Source organism: Mesorhizobium erdmanii USDA 3471 (genome assembly GCF_000472705.1).
GTDB classification, from domain to species: Bacteria; Pseudomonadota; Alphaproteobacteria; order Rhizobiales; family Rhizobiaceae; genus Mesorhizobium; species Mesorhizobium erdmanii.
The window spans coordinates 89,483-107,106 of record NZ_AXAE01000014.1 but is presented as its reverse complement, the minus strand read 5'-3'; the positions used below and the strand labels follow the sequence as shown (position 1 = coordinate 107,106).

The 17,624-nt window shown below is 63.5% G+C and carries 13 protein-coding genes; 5 read left to right on the top strand and 8 right to left on the bottom strand.

Features of this window, described 5'->3' with window-relative positions:
* Positions 1-89: 89 nt before the first annotated feature.
* The gene (locus A3AU_RS0110970) at positions 90-1,832 is read right to left on the bottom strand and encodes a hydantoinase B/oxoprolinase family protein (RefSeq protein ID WP_027052856.1); all 1,743 of its coding nucleotides are present in this window, start codon (positions 1,830-1,832) and stop codon (positions 90-92) included.
* Between the two features lie 16 nt (positions 1,833-1,848).
* Entirely contained in the window at positions 1,849-3,933 is a 2,085-nt protein-coding gene (locus A3AU_RS0110965) for a hydantoinase/oxoprolinase family protein (RefSeq protein WP_027052855.1), read from the bottom strand.
* A 220-nt stretch (positions 3,934-4,153) separates the two neighbouring features.
* Here A3AU_RS0110965 and A3AU_RS0110960 point away from each other — a divergent pair, with 220 nt between their 5' ends.
* The 5 genes from A3AU_RS0110960 (at position 4,154) to A3AU_RS0110940 (ending at position 10,596) form a co-directional block, all read left to right on the top strand.
* Positions 4,154-4,981 carry a ferredoxin--NADP reductase gene (locus A3AU_RS0110960; protein WP_027052854.1) on the top strand — a complete coding sequence of 276 codons (828 nt, stop codon included), beginning with the start codon at positions 4,154-4,156 and terminating at the stop codon, positions 4,979-4,981.
* A 190-nt stretch (positions 4,982-5,171) separates the two neighbouring features.
* Positions 5,172-6,218 (top strand): deoxyribose-phosphate aldolase, encoded by a 1,047-nt coding sequence (gene deoC, locus A3AU_RS0110955; protein WP_027052853.1) that lies wholly within the window; start codon positions 5,172-5,174, stop codon positions 6,216-6,218.
* 67 nt (positions 6,219-6,285) lie between these two features.
* Complete coding sequence (locus A3AU_RS0110950; RefSeq protein WP_027052852.1) at positions 6,286-8,658, top strand: aldehyde dehydrogenase family protein; 2,373 nt, start codon at positions 6,286-6,288, stop codon at positions 8,656-8,658.
* A gap of 182 nt (positions 8,659-8,840) precedes the next feature.
* On the top strand, positions 8,841-9,572 hold the full coding sequence (locus tag A3AU_RS0110945) for an SDR family oxidoreductase (protein ID WP_027052851.1): 732 nt from the start codon (positions 8,841-8,843) through the stop codon (positions 9,570-9,572).
* 178 nt (positions 9,573-9,750) lie between these two features.
* Positions 9,751-10,596: a fumarylacetoacetate hydrolase family protein gene (locus A3AU_RS0110940; protein ID WP_027052850.1), complete on the top strand. Its 846-nt coding sequence runs from the start codon at positions 9,751-9,753 to the stop codon at positions 10,594-10,596.
* A gap of 661 nt (positions 10,597-11,257) precedes the next feature.
* Here the strand turns inward: A3AU_RS0110940 and A3AU_RS0110930 are convergent.
* The 6 genes from A3AU_RS0110930 to A3AU_RS0110900 form a co-directional block, all read right to left on the bottom strand.
* On the bottom strand, positions 11,258-12,256 hold the full coding sequence (locus tag A3AU_RS0110930; protein ID WP_027052848.1) for an ABC transporter ATP-binding protein: 999 nt from the start codon (positions 12,254-12,256) through the stop codon (positions 11,258-11,260).
* 16 nt (positions 12,257-12,272) lie between these two features.
* The gene (locus tag A3AU_RS0110925) at positions 12,273-13,334 is read right to left on the bottom strand and encodes a Gfo/Idh/MocA family protein (protein ID WP_027052847.1); all 1,062 of its coding nucleotides are present in this window, start codon (positions 13,332-13,334) and stop codon (positions 12,273-12,275) included.
* Positions 13,331-14,170, bottom strand: coding sequence for a carbohydrate ABC transporter permease (locus A3AU_RS0110920; RefSeq protein WP_027052846.1), 840 nt, complete (start codon positions 14,168-14,170; stop codon positions 13,331-13,333). The genes A3AU_RS0110925 and A3AU_RS0110920 overlap by 4 nt, the downstream gene beginning before the upstream one ends.
* Positions 14,171-14,180: 10 nt before the next feature.
* Positions 14,181-15,110 (bottom strand): carbohydrate ABC transporter permease, encoded by a 930-nt coding sequence (locus tag A3AU_RS0110915; protein ID WP_027052845.1) that lies wholly within the window; start codon positions 15,108-15,110, stop codon positions 14,181-14,183.
* Between the two features lie 254 nt (positions 15,111-15,364).
* Positions 15,365-16,624: an ABC transporter substrate-binding protein gene (locus A3AU_RS0110905; protein ID WP_027052844.1), complete on the bottom strand. Its 1,260-nt coding sequence runs from the start codon at positions 16,622-16,624 to the stop codon at positions 15,365-15,367.
* A gap of 47 nt (positions 16,625-16,671) precedes the next feature.
* Positions 16,672-17,586: an N-acetylmuramic acid 6-phosphate etherase gene (locus A3AU_RS0110900; protein WP_027052843.1), complete on the bottom strand. Its 915-nt coding sequence runs from the start codon at positions 17,584-17,586 to the stop codon at positions 16,672-16,674.
* Positions 17,587-17,624: the final 38 nt, after the last annotated feature.

Genomic DNA, 17,624 nt, shown 5'->3' with positions numbered 1-17,624 from the left:
GGCTTTGGTGCTTTCGGCGGAGACGGAAACGACATGGGCTGCGGCGATCACGGCGCGGGAGCGACCCGCGCCATGGCGAGTGGCGGTCGTTAGCCGGCGCGCTGCCTGCCCGTCGCCGCCCGGTCAACGGCGAGATCGCCCGCCGACAGGACCACGCCGAATTTCTGGCTGGCTTCCTCCGAGGTGTAGTATCCCAGCGCCACATCGCGCTGTACCTGATCAGCGTCACGCTGGAATGGATCGCCATAGCCGCCACCGCCCGGCGTGCCGACGCGCACGCGGTCGCCGGCCTTCAGCGGGATGTCCTGTTCCTTGGACAGATGCGGCGGCACATGCTCCTCGCCATTGCGGAAGACGGTGACGCTGTTGGGTTCGCCGTCCTTGCCGCCGAGCGCGCCTTGCGGACCGAAACGGCCATGATCCATGACGAAGGAGGCGCGGGCATCGCCACGCAGGATCTCGACTTCATAGGCGAGGCCGAAGCCGCCGCGATGCTTGCCGGCGCCGCCCGAACCTTCGCGCAAGGCATAGTGGCGGTAGAGCACGGGGAAAGCCTGTTCCATGATCTCGACCGGCGGCGATTTGGAAATGCCAATGGTCGAGCAGCCATTGGTCAGGCCGTCATGGCTGGCATTGCCGCCATAGCCGCCACCGGAGATCTGGTACATGACATAGTCGCGGCCGCGCGCCGGATCGCTGCCGCCGAGTGCGAAATTGCCGCTCGAGCCGGCGGGTGCCGCGGTCACCTTGTCGGGCAGCGCCTGCACCATGGCCGCGAACACCGCCTCGGCGATACGCTGCGAGACCTCGGCCGCACAGCCCGAGACGGGGCGCGGATATTTGGCGTCGAGGAAGGTGCCTTCCGGCCGCTTGACGATCAGAGGCTCGAAAGCGCCGGCGCTGATCGGCACATCCGGGAAGATATGGCGCATGGCGAGGTAGACCGACGAGAGCGTCGTTGCCAGCACGCTGTTCATCGGCCCGGCGCAAGGTTTTGACGAACCGGCGAAATCGAAGGTGAGCGTCTCGCCGCTCTTCTCGACGGCAAGCGCAATGGTCAGCGGTTCGTTGACGACGCCGTCGGAATCGACGAAGGCCTTGGAATGATAGGTGCCGTCGGGAATGGCCGCAATGTTGACGCGCATCTGTTCGGCGGCGCGGCGGCGCAGTTCGGCAATGGCCTCGCTAACCGTTTCGTCTCCGTAACGATCCAGGATTCCGTTGAGCCGGTCCTGGCCGATCAGCAGCGCGGCGGCCTGCGCCCTGATGTCGCCGATGCGCTGGTCGGCGACACGGATGTTGGAGCAGATGATGGCGTAGATTTCAGGGTCGAGAACGCCCTTCTTGAACAGTTTTACCGGCGGCAGCCGCAGGCCTTCCTGCTCGACCGCGGTGGCCGAGGCGGAAAACCCACCCGGCACCGAGCCGCCAATGTCGGGCCAATGGCCGGTATTGGACAGCCAGCAGAAGATCTTTCCGCCCCGGTAGACCGGCATGACGAAACGCACATCCATGAGATGGGTGCCGCCGAGATAGGGATCGTTGACGATGTAGATGTCGCCCGGTTCTGGAGCCAGGCAGCGTCCATCGGCAATCATCTCGATCACCGTTTTGGTTGAATACTGCATGACGCCGACGAACACCGGCAGGCCCTGGCTGCCTTGCGCGATCAGCGAGCCGTCGACGGCGGAATAGATGCCGTCCGAACGGTCGTTGGCCTCGGCGATCACAGGCGAGAAGGCGGCGCGCGAAAAGGTCAGGTCCATCTCATCGCAAACCTGCTGCAGCGCAGCCTGGAGGACCGAAAGCGTGATGGCGTCGAGCTTTGCCATATCAATGTCAGGCATTTCACGCCTCGCCAATGTCGATGATGATGTTGCCGTCGGCGTCCGAGCGAGCCCGGTCGCCGGGTTCGAGCACGGTGGTGGCGTCCATCTGTTCGAGGATCGCCGGGCCTTCGATGATGGCGTCGAGCGGCAGTTTTTCCCTGATATAAACCGGCGTGTCGTGCCAGCGTCCGGCATACCAGACGGGCCGCATTTCGCGCCGCGCCTCGTCGAGCGTCTTGGCGCGCCCGGCGGGGTCGATCAGCCGCGACAGGTCGATCGCCGGCCTGACGCCGGTCACCGAGGTGTTAAGATTGACGAGATTGGCGCGAATCTCCGGCAGTTCGACCTTGAAGCGGGCGAAATAGGCTTTTTCGAACAGTGCCTGCAGCTCGTTACGGGCCACCGTCGAGGACGGCAGGGGCACGTTGATGATGTGGGTCTGGCCGACGAACTGCATGTCGGCCGAGTGGGTGACGCGGATCGTCTCCGGCTTCACCGCTTCTTTGCCGATCAGCTCCTCGCCTTCGTTCCGGTGCCGTTCCAATACCTGATGAAGCTGGGCTTCGTCGAGCACGGCGACCGGCTGGTTGATGGTGTTGACGAAGTCATGGCGCAAATCGGCGACGACGCAGCCGAGCGCGTTGGTGATGCCGGGCCGCGCCGGCACCAGCACCCGGGGCAGGCCGAGCTCGCGTGCCAAGGCTGTCGCATGCAGCGGCCCGGCACCGCCAAAGGCGAACAGCGCAAAATCGCGCGGGTCATGGCCGCGCGACACCGAGACCATGCGGATGGCGCCGGCCATCTTCATGTTGCCGAGCCTGAGCACCGCACCCGCCGCTTCGACGCCGGACAGTCCCGTGGCCTTGCCTATTTTTTCTTCGAAGATGCCGGTGACGCGCTCGACGGTGACCGGGTTTTCGACCGCCAGCAGCTTCTTCGGCGCCAGCCGGCCAAGCACCAGATTGGCGTCGGTGATGGTCGGTAACAGGCCGCCGCGGCCGTAGCAGATCGGGCCGGGATTGGCGCCCGCGCTTTCCGGGCCGATCTGGATCAGGCCGGCCGCGTCGACGCGGGCGATCGAACCGCCGCCGGCGCCGACCGTATGCACCGCCACCATCGGCACGTGGATCGGCATGGCATATTCGATCTCGATCTCGTTGGAGACAGCCGGCTCGGCGTTGCGGATCAGCGCCACGTCGGTCGAGGTGCCGCCCATGTCGTAGGTGACGAGGTTTTCGAAGCCGGCGCGCTTGCCCGTATAGGCGGCGGCGATGACGCCGGAGGCCGGGCCGGACATCACGGTCTTGGCCGATTCACGTGTGACGAAGCGGGCCGAGATCATGCCGCCATTGCCGTTCATGATCAGGAAGTCGCGGGCATAGCCTTTGGCGGCCAGTTCCTTGCGCAGCCGCTCGACATAGCGTTCGAGGATCGGCTGCACCGAGGCGTTGACCGAGGCGGTGACGCCGCGCTCGAATTCGCGCGCTTCCGACAGCAGCGCATGACCCGTGGTGATGTAGCCGTTCGGCCAAAGTTCGGCGGCGATCTCGGCGGCGCGGCGCTCATGCGCGGGGTTGGCGTAGGAATGCAGGAAATGGATGACGAGGGATTCGCAGCCGACCGCGATCAGTGCCTTCACCGCCTCGCGCATTCCGGCTTCGTCGAGCGGCGTGCGCACCGCGCCCGAGGCCTCGACGCGCTCCGCCACCTCGAGCCGGAGATTGCGTGGGATGACGGGGACGAAGGTGCCGGTCATGCCATAGGCTTGCGGCCGCGTGCGCCGGCCCAACTCGATCACGTCGCGAAAGCCGCGCGTCGTGATCATGCCGGTCCTGGCCAGCCTGCGTTCCAGCACGGCGTTGGTGGTCGTCGTCGTGCCATGCACGATGAGGTCGATGCCATTGATCGCAAAACCGGTGGCGCCGAGTGCCGAAACGACGCCAAAGGCCTGGTTGTCGACCGTCGTCGGGGTCTTGGCCAGATACACCTTGCCACCGTCCTTGCCGTCGATCAGAAGCAGGTCGGTGAAGGTCCCGCCGACATCGATGCCGGCAACGACGCTGCCCAGGGAATCCGGCGGCCGCACCGAAAAATTCTCTTTCATTGTCGAAACCCGAAATGCTGGGACTACGGATATGGCGCAGTTTGGAAAGGTGTTTCGCGGCGGTATCTTGACGCAAATATCGTTTGTATACTAATAAACTTCGGACACAAGAGCTTACCGCTTTGGAGTGTGCGAGCAGCACGCCGGGACCTGAACGGTCCGGGCGCGCAGGAAAAGGTTTGGCGCCCGCGTCCTCGGTCAGGCCAGAAAGTTGGATTTGATGAACACCACATCCGCCTTCGACACCGCCGGCGCCCGCCCGCTGCAGTTTCCCATACCGGCCAATGTCTACGCGCAGACCGTCGTCTCGGTGAAGCATTACACCGACCGGCTGTTCTCGTTCCGCATCACCCGTCCGCAGTCGCTGCGCTTCCGCTCCGGCGAGTTCGTCATGATCGGCCTGCCCAATGCCGAGAAGCCGGTGTTTCGCGCCTATTCGGTGGCCAGCCCGGCCTGGGACGAGGAACTGGAATTCTTCTCGATCAAGGTGCCGGACGGCCCGCTGACCTCGGAACTGCAGAAGATCCAGGTCGGCGATACCGTCATCATGCGCCAGAAGTCGACCGGCACGCTGGTGATCGATGCGCTGACGCCGGCAAAGCGGCTGTTCATGATCTCGACCGGCACCGGCATCGCACCCTTCGCCAGCCTGCTGCGCGATCCCGACACCTACGAGAAGTTCGACCAGCTGATCCTGACCCACACCTGCCGCGACAATGCCGAGCTGATCTACGGCCAGGAATTGGTGGCGGCGCTGCAAAGCGACCCGCTGATCGGCGAGCTCACCGAAGGCCGCGTTACGCTCTACAATTCGACGACCCGCGAAGAATCGGCTCGCATGGGCCGCATCACCGCGCTGATCGGCTCCGGCAAATTCTATTCCGACCTCGGCATCGACAAGCTCAATCCGGACACCGACCGCATCATGATCTGCGGCTCGATGCATATGCTGAAGGACGTCAAGGAGATGGCCGAAAACCTCGGCTTCCAGGAAGGTTCGCTCAGCCATCCCGCGACTTTCGTCGTCGAGCGCGCCTTCGTCGGCTGAGGCCTGCTGCCGACACCTCAAGCCCGCATTTTGACCATGCGGTCAAAAACTAGCTGCTTTTGCGGCCTTTTTCAGCTATCCCTCGCTTGAGGACTCGTGAAGCACGACTTCACGGGCTATCTTTGTGCGTGCCGGAAAACTGACGTGCACAAAGACATCAAGCGCAAGTCGCTGAATGAAAGGGCAGGAGATGAGCAGCACAATCCGCGAAGCCGATCTTGGCACCAAGGTGACGTCGCTGCCGGCCCGCGCCGCCGCCAACACAGCGACGGCGCTGGACCATCGCATCGCGCGCAATCCCGGCATGAAGCTCGATCTGGGCTTCATGGAATCGGTGCGCAGCGTCAACCGCTCGGCGCTGGAGCGCCGCGTTGCCAGCCTGACCAAGCGGCGCTCGATCAAGGCCGACAACCAGGCGGCCTGGCTGCTGCGCGCCGTCGCCTGCATGGATCTGACGACGCTGAATTCCAACGATACCGAGGAGCGCGTGCGCCGGCTCTGCGCCAAGGCGATCAACCCGTTCCGCCGCGACATCGTCGAAGGCCTCGGCATATCAGGTGAAACCATCCGGCCGGCGGCGGTCTGCGTCTATCATCCCTTCGTCGCCACCGCGGTCGACGCCGTGCGCGGCACCGGCATTCATGTCGCCGCCGTCTCAACCGCCTTTCCGCACGGCCTGGCGCCGCTGTCGACCCGGCTGCAGGAAATCGAGGCCTCGGTGCGCGACGGCGCCGACGAGATCGACGTCGTCATTCCGCGCGGGCTGGTGTTCGGCGCCAAATGGCGGGAGCTCTACAACGAGATCGTATCGATGCGCGCCGCCTGCGGTGACGCGCATCTGAAGGTCATCCTCGGCACAGGCGACCTCGCCACTTTGCGCAACGTCATGCTGGCCTCGATGGTGGCGATGATGGCGGGCGCCGATTTCATCAAGACCTCGACCGGCAAGGAAAGCGTCAACGCGACGCTGCCCGTCGGCCTCGCCATGGTGCGCGCCATCCGGGCCTATTTCGAGGAAACCGGCTTTTTCATCGGCTTCAAGCCGGCCGGCGGCATCTCCACCGCGAAAGCCTCGCTCGACTGGCTGGTGCTGATGAAGGAAGAGCTCGGCCGGCCATGGCTGGAGCCCGAACTGTTCCGCTTCGGCGCGTCGAGCCTTTTGACCGACATCGAACGGCAGCTCGAGCATCATCTGACCGGGCATTATTCGGCCAATCACCGCCACGCAATGGCTTGAGCACCCACCCCGATCGGCATGGCCGATCGACCCTTCCCATCAAGGGGAAGGGTGAAGGAGGCACCCCATGAACATTCTCGACCGCTATCGCGCCATGGAGTACGGCCCGGCGCCAGAAGCCCGCAACGAGGCCGATGCGTGGCTTGCCGCGCGCGATTTCGGCAAGGCGCTGTTCATCGACGGCGGCTGGAAGGCGGCCAGCGGCGGCAAGACCTTCGAGACCAGCGAGCCCTCTTCCGGCAAGTTGCTGGCCAAGGTTTCCGACGCCGGTGCGGCCGATATCGACGCGGCGGTTTCGGCCGCGACCAAGGCGCTGCCCAAATGGGCGGCATCCTCGGGCTACCAGCGCGCCAAGGTGCTTTATGCCATAGGTCGCGCCATGCAGCGCCATCAGCGCCTGTTTGCGGTGCTGGAGTCGATCGACAATGGCAAGCCAATCCGCGAAAGCCGCGACATCGACGTGCCGCTGGCGATCCGGCATTTCATCCACCATGCCGGCTGGGCGCAGGCGCTGGACAGGGATTTTCCCGGCCATAAGGGCGTCGGCGTCGTCGGCCAGATCATCCCGTGGAATTTCCCGCTGCTGATGCTGGCTTGGAAGGTCGCGCCGGCGCTCGCCGCCGGTTGCACGGTGGTGCTGAAGCCGGCCGAATTCACGCCGCTGACAGCGATCCTGTTCGCCGAAATCTGCGAGCGCGCCGGCGTGCCGAAAGGCGTCGTCAACATCGTCCAGGGCGGACCGGAAGCGGGCGGAGCAATCGTCAACCATCCCGGCATCCAGAAGATCGCCTTCACCGGCTCTTCGGAAGTCGGCAAGATCATCCGCAAGGCAACCGCCGGCTCGGGCAAGAAACTGTCGCTGGAGCTTGGCGGCAAGTCGGCCTTCATCGTCTTCGAGGATGCCGATCTCGACAGCGCCGTCGAAGGCCTGGTCGACGGCATCTGGTTCAACCAGGGCCAGGTCTGCTGCGCCGGCTCGCGGCTCTTGGTGCAGGAAGGCATCGCCGACGCCTTGATCGCCAAGGTCAAGACGCGGATGAGCCGGCTGCGGGTCGGCAGTCCGCTCGACAAGAACACCGATATCGGCCCGCTAGTCGATCTGACACAACTCGACCGGGTCAAGGGCCTCGTCGCCGAAGGCGCCAAGCAAGGGGCCGTCTGCTGGCAGCCGGATGCGGCGCTGCCATCGTCCGGTTACTATCACCTGCCGACCCTCGCCACCGGTGTTTCGCCGGCTAATATCCTGGCGCAGGAAGAGGTGTTCGGGCCGGTCCTGGCGACAATGACCTTCCGCAACACCGAGGAAGCGATCGAGCTTGCCAACAACACCCGCTACGGCCTGGCGGCGAGCGTATGGAGCGAGAATGTCAATCTTGCATTGCATGTCGCGCCGCAATTGAAGGCTGGCGTCGTCTGGGTCAACGGCACCAACATGTTCGACGCCGCCTGCGGCTTTGGCGGCTATCGCGAAAGCGGTTTCGGCCGCGAGGGCGGGCGCGAGGGCATGTTCGAATATCTCGCGGCAAAGCTGCCGCTCGGCCCGGTCATCAAGCCCATGGCGACCTCCGCGCAGCCGGTCGAGCAGGCCGATGGCTCAGCCATCGACCGCACGGCAAAACTGTTCATCGGCGGCAAGCAGGTGCGGCCGGACGGCAATTATTCGCTGGCCGTCGCCACCGCCAAGGGCAAGCTCGCCGGCGAAGTCGGCTTTGGCAATCGTAAGGACATCCGCGACGCCGTCGCCGCTGCCCGCGCCTGCAAGGGCTGGCCGGAAGCGACCGCCTACAACCGCTCCCAGGTGCTTTATTATCTGGCCGAGAACCTTTCGGGCCGCGCCGGCGAATTTTCCGCCCGACTCACCGAACTCACCGGCGCCAATGCCAAGGCCGCGCGGGAGGAAGTCGACCAATCGATCGAAAGGCTGTTCCTCTATGCCGGCCTTGCCGACAAGTTCGAAGGCCGTGTGCACCAGCCGCCGGCCCGCGCGGTGACGCTGGCGCTGCACGAGCCGGTCGGCGTCGTCGGCATCGTCGCGCCGGATACCTCACCCCTGCTTGGCCTGATCTCGCTGGTCGCGCCGGCGCTGGCCATGGGCAACACGGTGGTCGCCGTGCCCTCCGAGCGCTATCCGCTGCTCGCCACCGACCTCTATCAGGTGATCGAGTATTCCGACGTTCCGGCCGGCGCCATCAACATCGTCACCGGACGCAGCGCCGAGCTGGCTGGCGTGCTGGCCAAGCATGACGATGTCGACGGGCTGTGGGTGTTCGCCGATGCCGAGACCTGCGCTAAGGCGGAGGCAGACTCCATCGGCAACCTCAAGCGCGTCTGGAGCGGCAATGGCCGCACCCTGGACTGGGCATCGGACGAGGCGGCCGGCGATGCTTTCCTGCGCCGCGCCATCGAGGTGAAGAATGTCTGGGTGCCTTACGGCGACTGACACTTCCAGGGGGCCGCAATGATGATCGTGTTCGGGCTTGACGCCCGGACACATGTTCTTTAACGAGAAAAAACATCTTTATCAGTGAACTGGCACAGGTCGCACGATGGCGCCTGACTGGCACATGACGCCTTCGCCGGCCGCCGATAAAAGCGTTTGACCCAAGCAGGCGAGGACAGGAAATGGCGGATCTGGCAGGCAAGATCGTTGTCGTCACGGCAGCGGCGCAAGGCATCGGCAAGGCGAGCGCGCTGGCTTTCGCCAAGGCAGGCGCCACCGTCCACGCCACCGACATCAACGAGACGCTGCTGGCCGAACTCGCCAAGACGTCGGGAATCAAGACCCGCAAGCTGGACGTGCTCAACGACGAGGCCGTCAATGCCGGCTTCGCCGAGATCGGCAAGGTCGACGTATTATTCAACTGCGCCGGCTTCGTTCACGCCGGCTCGATCCTGGAGATGAAGGACGCCGATCTCGATTTCGCCTTCAATCTCAACGTGCGCGCCATGATCCGCACCGTCCGGGCGGTGCTGCCGGGCATGCTGGAGCGGGGCGACGGGTCGATCATCAACATGTCGTCGGTCGCCGGCGCTGGAAAGGGCGTGCCGAACCGCTTCGCCTACGGCGTCACCAAGGCAGCGGTCATCGGCCTGACCAAGGCGATCGCCGCCGACTATGTCGGCAAGGGCATACGCTGCAACGCTATCTGCCCGGGCACGGTCGAGAGCCCCTCGCTGCAGGACCGCATGCATGCGCAAGGCGACTACGAAGCCGCCCGCGCCGCCTTCATCGCCCGCCAGCCAATGGGACGGCTCGGCACGCCGGAGGAAATTGCCGACCTTGCCGTCTATCTGGCCGGCGCCACCTACACGTCCGGACAGGCGTATAATATCGACGGCGGCTGGTCGATCTAGGCTCGGGGGCGGGGCTGGTCAAAGGGTCTGAAAATCGTGGTTTTGTGGCTGCCTGAGGAGGTATCCATGCTTGCCCGGCCTCCATCCACTGGATAGGTTTCGCCCGTCTCAGGGACCAGGCCATCGAGACCGCCGAGCGAATTTGGAAACGGCTTCGGCCGCAATCAGGAGAAGATGCATGAAACTGCTGCGCTATGGCGAGGTGGGAAGCGAACGTCCCGGGCTGCTCGATGCGGATGGAACGATCCGCGATCTCTCCGCCCATGTCGCCGACATTGCCGGCACGGTTCTTCATCCGGCCTCGCTGGAGATGCTGGGCAAGCTCGATTCGAAGTCGCTGCCGGTCGTTTCCGGCAAGCCTCGCCTCGGCCCCTGTGTCGCCGGCACCGGCAAGTTCATCTGCATCGGCCTCAACTATTCCGACCACGCCGCAGAAACCGGCGCCACCGTGCCGTCGGAGCCAATCATCTTCATGAAGGCAAGCTCGGCCATTGTCGGCCCGGACGACGACGTGCTGATCCCGCGCGGTTCGGTCAAGACCGACTGGGAAGTCGAGCTCGCCGTGGTCATCGGCAAGACGGCCAAATATGTCAGCGAGGCCGACGCGCTGGATTACGTCGCCGGCTATGCCGTCGCCCACGACGTCTCCGAGCGCGCCTTCCAGGCCGAGCGCCAGGGCCAGTGGACCAAGGGCAAGAGCTGCGACACGTTCGGCCCGACCGGCCCCTGGCTGGTGACCAAGGACGAAGTGGCCGATCCGCAGAACCTCAAGATGTGGCTGACCGTCAACGGCAAGACCATGCAGAACGGCTCGACCAAGACCATGGTCTATGGCGTCGCGTTCCTGGTTTCCTATCTCAGCCAGTTCATGTCGCTGCACCCCGGCGACATCATTTCGACAGGCACCCCGCCCGGCGTTGGCCTCGGCATGAAGCCGCCGGTGTTCCTGAAGGCTGGAGACGTGGTGGAGCTAGGCATCGAGGGCCTCGGCCAGCAGAAGCAGACGTTCAAGGCCGACGTGTAGCAAAATGGATACCTGGCCCGGGGACTTTGTGTCTTTCTTTGAATTGCACGATAAGTTCTGGGTCGCCTTCGGTACTTTGGTCATCGCACTTTTCACCATAGTTCTGGGGTTCGCTACGATTTTCATGTGGCGAGCAACTCGAAAATTGGTGATTAGTGCTGATCGAAATGCAGAGCGGCAGCTACGAGCATACGTTTTTGTCAATGAACAACGACTATCAAACGTCGTTGTTGGCCAGCGTCCAAAAGCGCAGCTACTCATAAGGAATACTGGGCTCACGCCAGCACACAATGTGGTGACTTGGCTTGGTATTACCGTAGCCAATTACCCTCTCGCAAAAGAACTTAGGGAGGCCACCCAAGAGTATCTTAAGACGAGCTCTCGCCGTATAGCTGGCCCAGGCAGCGCGTTTGGGACCGAGGTCGCGTGGGAGGAAGCGCTTACCGCTCAACATCTCAGTATGCTGGCGAATGGAACGGCCGCCGTATTCGTTTGGGGTGAAATTACCTACACTGACGCGTTTGGATGCAGTCGCACAACACGCCTCCGTAGTTACTACGGAGGCGATACCGGCATGCGAGATGACGGGTACATGACCGATGACGTTGACGGAAATTCAGCAGACTGAACTTCGAAAGTTTCGTCGCAACTAAGATTTTGACTACTTCAGCGTCTTCCCGTCCGCGCCGAACCGATAGGTCTTCGCCGGATCCGGTGTCGCATAAAGCGTTGCCCCCGGCTCGGCATCATACACACCGAAAATCCGCACCGTGATCAGCCCGGCCTTCTCGCAATCGAGATAGAGGTTGGTGTCGGCGCCGAGATGCTCGGCATGCACCACCGTGCCCTTCCAGGCGCCGGACTTCGGATCGACCGTCAGATGCTCCGGCCGCACGCCGATGGTCTTGGCGGTTTCGCCGAGACGGGCGCCGTCGATGAAATTCATCTTCGGCGAACCGATGAAGCCGGCGACGAACTCGTTTGCCGGCGCATTGTAGAGTTCCATCGGGCCGCCGATCTGCTCGATCCGGCCGGCGTTGAGCACGACGATCTTGTCAGCCAGCGTCATCGCCTCGACCTGATCGTGGGTGACGTAGATCATCGTTGCCTTGAGCCGCCGGTGCAACTGCGCGATCTCAAGCCGGGTATTGACGCGCAGTGCGGCATCGAGGTTCGACAGAGGTTCATCGAAGAGAAAGAGCTTGGGCTCGCGCACCACGGCGCGGCCGATGGCGACGCGCTGGCGCTGGCCGCCGGAGAGTTCCGCCGGGCGGCGCTCGAGATAAGGTTCCAGCGACAGCATCGAGGAGGCGATGCCGATGCGGCGATCGATCTCCGGGGCAGGCGTGCCGGCCTGTTTCAGGCCTAGGCCCATATTGTTCTTCACCGTCAGATGCGGGTACAGCGCATAGGTCTGGAACACCATGGCGATGCCGCGTTTTGCCGGCGGTGTGACCGAAACGTCCTCGCCGTCGATGAGCACGCGGCCCGAGGTCGAATCCTCCAGTCCGGCGATGACCCTGAGCAAGGTCGACTTGCCGCAGCCCGACGGGCCGACGAAGACGACGAATTCGCCATCCGTCACTTCGAGGTTGATGCCTTTCAGCACCTCGACCGGCCCGAAGGCCTTCTTCACATTCTCGATCTTCAGCGAGCCCACGGCTTCGTTCCTGTCGTTAGAGTTTCACGGCATTGCCGCTGCGCACGCTCTCGTCGGCGGCGAGGCAGACGGCGAGCGACTTCACCGCGTCGTCCATGTGTTTGGTGAGATCCAGATCCTCACGGATCGCCTTGAGGACAAAGGCCTGTTCAAGATCGCAGAGGTCCTGGTGGCCGGGTTCGCCTGCCATCGACAGCATCTCGTCTTGCTTGACGAATTTGCCGTCGGCGCCGGTCGCGGCGCTGTGCAGGCGGATGGTCGAGGTCTTGGTGTGGGTATCGATGTCGTCCGACTTCACACCTTCCTTCATGACGATCGACACGCAGCCCTTGGGCGAGATGACGTCCTTCACGAAGAAGGCGGTTTCCGAAATCATCGGCCCCCAGCCGGCTTCGTACCAACCGACCGAGCCATCATCGAACAGCACCTGTAGATGGCCGTAATTGTACATCGACGGCGCCACCTCTTCGGTCAGCCGCACGCCCATGCCGCGCACCTCGACCGGCCTAGCGTCGGTGATCTGCAGCATGACGTCGAGATAGTGCACGCCGCAGTCGACGATCGGCGAGGTCGTCTGCATCAGCTGCTTGTGCGTCTCCCAGGTCGGGCCTGACGATTGCTGGTTGAGGTTCATGCGGAAGACATAAGGGCCGCCGAGCTTGCGCGCCTCGGCGATCAGCCGGATCCAGGACGGATGGTGGCGCAGGATGTAGCCGATCACCAGCTTCTTGCCGTTGGCCTTGGCGGCTGCGACGACGCGTTTTGCATCCGCCACCGTCGTTGCCAGCGGCTTCTCGACGAAGACATGGCAGCCGGCCTCCAACGCCCTGACCGCATAGTCGGCATGGCTGTCGGAATAAGTGGCGATGCAGGCGACGTCGGGCTTTTCGTCACGCAGCACCTCGTCGAAGGAGCGCCTGATGCCGTAGCCGGAAAGCCCGTCCGGCAGCGGCACGTCGGAGCGGTTGATCAGCGCGGCGATCTGAAAACCCGGATTGGTGTGATAGGCGAGCGCATGGCTGCGGCCCATATTGCCGAGGCCAGCGACGACAACGCGAAGGGGATTTTGCGAACTCACTTGACGGCTCCGGAGGTGATGCCGCGGATCAACTGCCGCGAGAAGATGACGTAGAGGATCAGGACCGGCATGATCGCCAGCGAGAGCGCGGCCAGGATGGCGTTCCAGTTGGTGACGAACTGGCCGAGGAACAATTGCGCGCCAAGCGTCACCGTCTTGGTCTCTTCCGACGGCGCCAGGATCAGCGGGAACCACAGATCGTTCCAGATCGGGATCATGGTGAAGACGGCGACCGTCGCCATGGACGGCCTGACCAGCGGCAGCACCAGGCGGAAGAAGATGGTGTATTCCGACAGGCCGTCGATGCGGCCGGCATTCTTCAGGTCGTCGGAAACCTGCTTCATGAATTCCGACAGGATGAAGACGGCGAGCGGCAGGCCTTGCGCGGTGTAGACCAGGATCAGCGCCGTCAGCGTGTTGACCAGCCCGCTCGCCACCATCAGTTGCAGGATGGCGACGGTGCCGAGCCGGATCGGGATCATGATGCCGAGCGCCAGATACAGCCCCATCATCGTGTTGCCGCGGAAGCGGTATTCCGACAGGGCAAAGGCGGCCATGGCGCCGAACAACAGCACGAAGAACAGCGAGGCGACGGTGACGACGAGACTGTTCTGGAAATAGTGGATGAAGTCGCCCTGACCGATGACGGTGGTGTAGCCGATCAGATCGAAGGTTTTCGGCGTCGGCGGCGTCAGTGGCGCGCCGAAGATGCCGGCACGCGACTTGAACGAATTCATGATCACCAGGATCACCGGAAACAGCGCGATCGCCGTGTAGGTCAAAAGGATCGCGTGGGCGCCGATGGTGCGGGGCAGCGAACGGGTGGCGGTGCTCATCTCTCGCTCCTCAGAACTGATACCGACGCAGGCGCGTCTGGACGAGGAAGAGGTAGACGCAGACGCCGCCGAGGATGATCAGGAACATCATCGTGGCGATCGCCGCGCCCATGTTGGGATCGCCGACCTGCAACTGAAAGCCGAAGAAGGCGCGGTAGAGGAAAGTGCCCAGAATATCGGTCGAATAGTTCGGCCCGGCGAGCGCGCCTTGCGCGGTGTAGATCAGGTCGAAGGCGTTGAAATTGCCGACGAAGGTCAGGATCGAGATGATGCCGATCGACGGCAGGATCAGCGGCAGCTTGATCTTCCAGAACTGCGACAGGCCGGTGATGCCATCGCACTCGGCGGCCTCGATCACCTCTTCGGGGATCGACAGCAGGGCGGCGTAGATCAGCATCATCGGGATGCCGACGAACTGCCAGACCGAGATCAGGCTGAGCGCGGTCAGTGCATATTGCTCCTTGCCTAGCCAAGGCGTGAACAAGCTTTTCAGGCCGACGAAATCCATGAGATGCGGCGCCACCCCCCATAGAGGCGACAGGATCAGCTTCCAGGCGAAGCCGACGATGACGAAGGACAGGATGGTCGGCACGAAGATCGCCGTGCGGTAGAAGGCGGCGAATCTCAACCTCGGGCTGGACAGCAATGCCGCCAGCATGACGCCGATCGGGTTCTGCACCAGCATGTGAATGATGAAGAACCAGGTGTTGTTCCTCAACGCATTCCAGAAACCCACCGACCAGTTGGGATCGCCGAACAAGGTGCGGAAGTTCGCCAGCCCGACGAAGACCTGGGACTGCTCGATATTGCGGAACATCGACAGCTGCAAAGTGCCGGCCAACGGCAGGATCATGATCGCCGTGTAGACGAGCACCGCCGGCGCCAGGAAGACACCGATATGCCAGCGGAACGGTCTTTTCGGTCTGCTATCTGCGGCCATGAGTTCGGTCCCCGCCGTCTCTCGGTTCCAACTGATCGTGATGCTAGATGATGCCTCGATGCACGGCTCAGACATCCTTGCCCGGTTCGGCAAGAATGAAGGCCTGCGACAAGTCAGCTAGCCTTTCCCCAGTAATCCGAGGGTAAGGCCGCGAGGCGGTGCCGACAATCGCTATCTGAACGGATGCACGTCTGAAGCCCGGAGTATCCGGAACCGGCCGGGCATGCGCCCAGCCGGCTCCGTTGCCTGAGCTCTTACTTCGCCGGCTTATACCAGCTGTCGAGGCCGGTCTGCAGCTTCTTGGCGGCAGCTTCGGGGGTGTCGGTGCCGTTGATGACGTTGGCCGATTCAACCCAGGTCTCGTTTTCGAGGTTCGGCGTGCCGCGCGACAGGATCTGGTAGGTCGAGCGGATCGTCGACTTGCACTTGCCGCGCCAGGAGACGAATTCCTGCGCCAGAGGGTCTGCCATCTTCACCGGCGCGGAGTTCAGGCTGAAGAAGCCCGGCAGCGCGTTGGCGTAGATGGTGGCGAAATCCGGCGAGGCCACCCAGGACAGGAAGGTCTTGGCCGCATCCGCATGCTTGGAGGCGGCATTCAGGCCCATGCCGATATCGGTATGGTCGGAGATGTAGCAGGTGTCGCCGGCCTTCTCGACCGGCGGCGGGAAGGCGCCCATCTTGAACTGGGCCTGGGTGTTGAACAGGCCGATTTCCCATGAGCCGGCCGGGTAGATGGCGGCGCGGCCGAGCGTGAACAGGTTCTGGCTGTCGGGATAGGTCTGGGCTTCGAAGCCGTCGCCGAGATACGGCTTCCACTTGGCCAGTTCCTCATAAGGCGCGACCCAGTCCTTGTCGGTCAGCTTCTGCTCGCCCTTGATCAGCGCCGCGCGGCCGTCCTCGCCCTTCCAGTAGTTGGGGCCGATGTTCTGGTAGCCCATGGTCGCGGCTTCCCAGAGGTCCTTGGTGCCCATCGCCATCGGGATGTAGGTGCCGTCGGCCTTGATCTTGTCGAGCGCCGCGAAGAACTCGTCACGGGTCGTCGGCACCTTGATGCTGAGCTTGTCGAAGGCGTCCTTGTTGTAGATGAAGCCGTGGATGACGGACGCCATCGGCACGCAGAAGCTCGCCTTGCCGTCGTCGGTCTGCCAGGCGGACTTGGCCACCGGCGAGAAGTTCTCCATGCCCGGCAGTGCCGAGAGGTCGGCGAGGTTGCCCTTCTTGAACAGTTCGAGCGACTTGTCGAACGGGCGGCAGGTAATCAGGTCGCCCGCCGAGCCGGCGGCGAGCTTGGCGCCGAGTGCAGCGTCATATTCGGTCGGCGCCGATGGCGCGAACACCACCTTGATGCCGGGGTTCTTGGCCTCGAAGGCCGGAATCAGCTTGTCCTTCCAGATGGACAGGTCGTCGCCGCGCCAGCTTTCGATATTGAGCGTTACGTCCTCGGCGTGAGCCAACCCGGCCGAGCCGAGAATGCTGGTACCCAGAAGCAGTGCCGTCAGTAGTTTCGTTGTCATGCTCAGTCTCCCTGTTGACCTTTTTCAGGTTCGGTTTTGATGAGAACCTAGGCTTTAGAGCCCTTGTTCCCCTCGATCGCAGAAAGGGCCGGCCGCAGCTTCTGGCCTGTCCCTTCCAGCAGTTTCTCCGCGGCATCGGCGCTGTCGGCGCCGGCGGCGAGCAAAATGGCGGTCTTGACCGCTCCGCCGCTCTTTTCGAGCAGGCCGGCGGCTTCGTCCTTGCCCCGCCCGCTGATGGCGGCGACGATGCGCGCTGCACGGTCACGCAGCTTGATGTTGTCGGCCATGAGGTTGACCATGTAGCCGTCATGGACATGGCCAAGATGGACGGCGGTCAAGGTCGACAGCATGTTGAGCGCGATCTTCTGGGCGGTGCCAGCGCCCATGCGCGTCGAGCCGGCGATCACTTCCGGCGGCGTTTCGAGCAGGATGGCGGTTTGCGCCCGGCGCAGCAGGGCCGAGTCCCTGTTATTGGCGATGCCGATGGTGGCGGCACCCCGGCGACCGGCGTCCTCGATGGCGCGTACCGCATAGGGCGTCGTGCCGCTGGCGGAAAGGGCGATCAGGCAGTCGCCCTTGCCGATGCCGGCATTGGCGACGGCGGCCGCAGCTTCCTCGGTATCATCCTCGGGGCCGCCGGCCAGTGTCCTGAAGGCGTCGTCGCCGCCCGCGATCAGAATGGCGATGCGATCGCGCCGAATGCCGAAGGTGCCGGGCAGTTCCAGAGCGTCGGCCAGCGCCATCAGGCCGGAACTGCCGGCCGCGGCATAGGCAAGCTTGCCGCCGCTGTTCAACCGGCCGGCGATGATCTCGGCTGCCTTGGCGATGGCGGGAATGGCATTGCGGACGGCTTTCGCGGCTTCGATCTGCGCATCGGCCAGCGAAACAAGGATGGCTTCCGGAGCCTGGATATCCAGCCCCTCGGCATTCCTGTGAAGCGCTTCGGTGCGCGTTTCAGCCATCCGTGTTCCTCCAATACCAGGACAATACCAAAAAAATA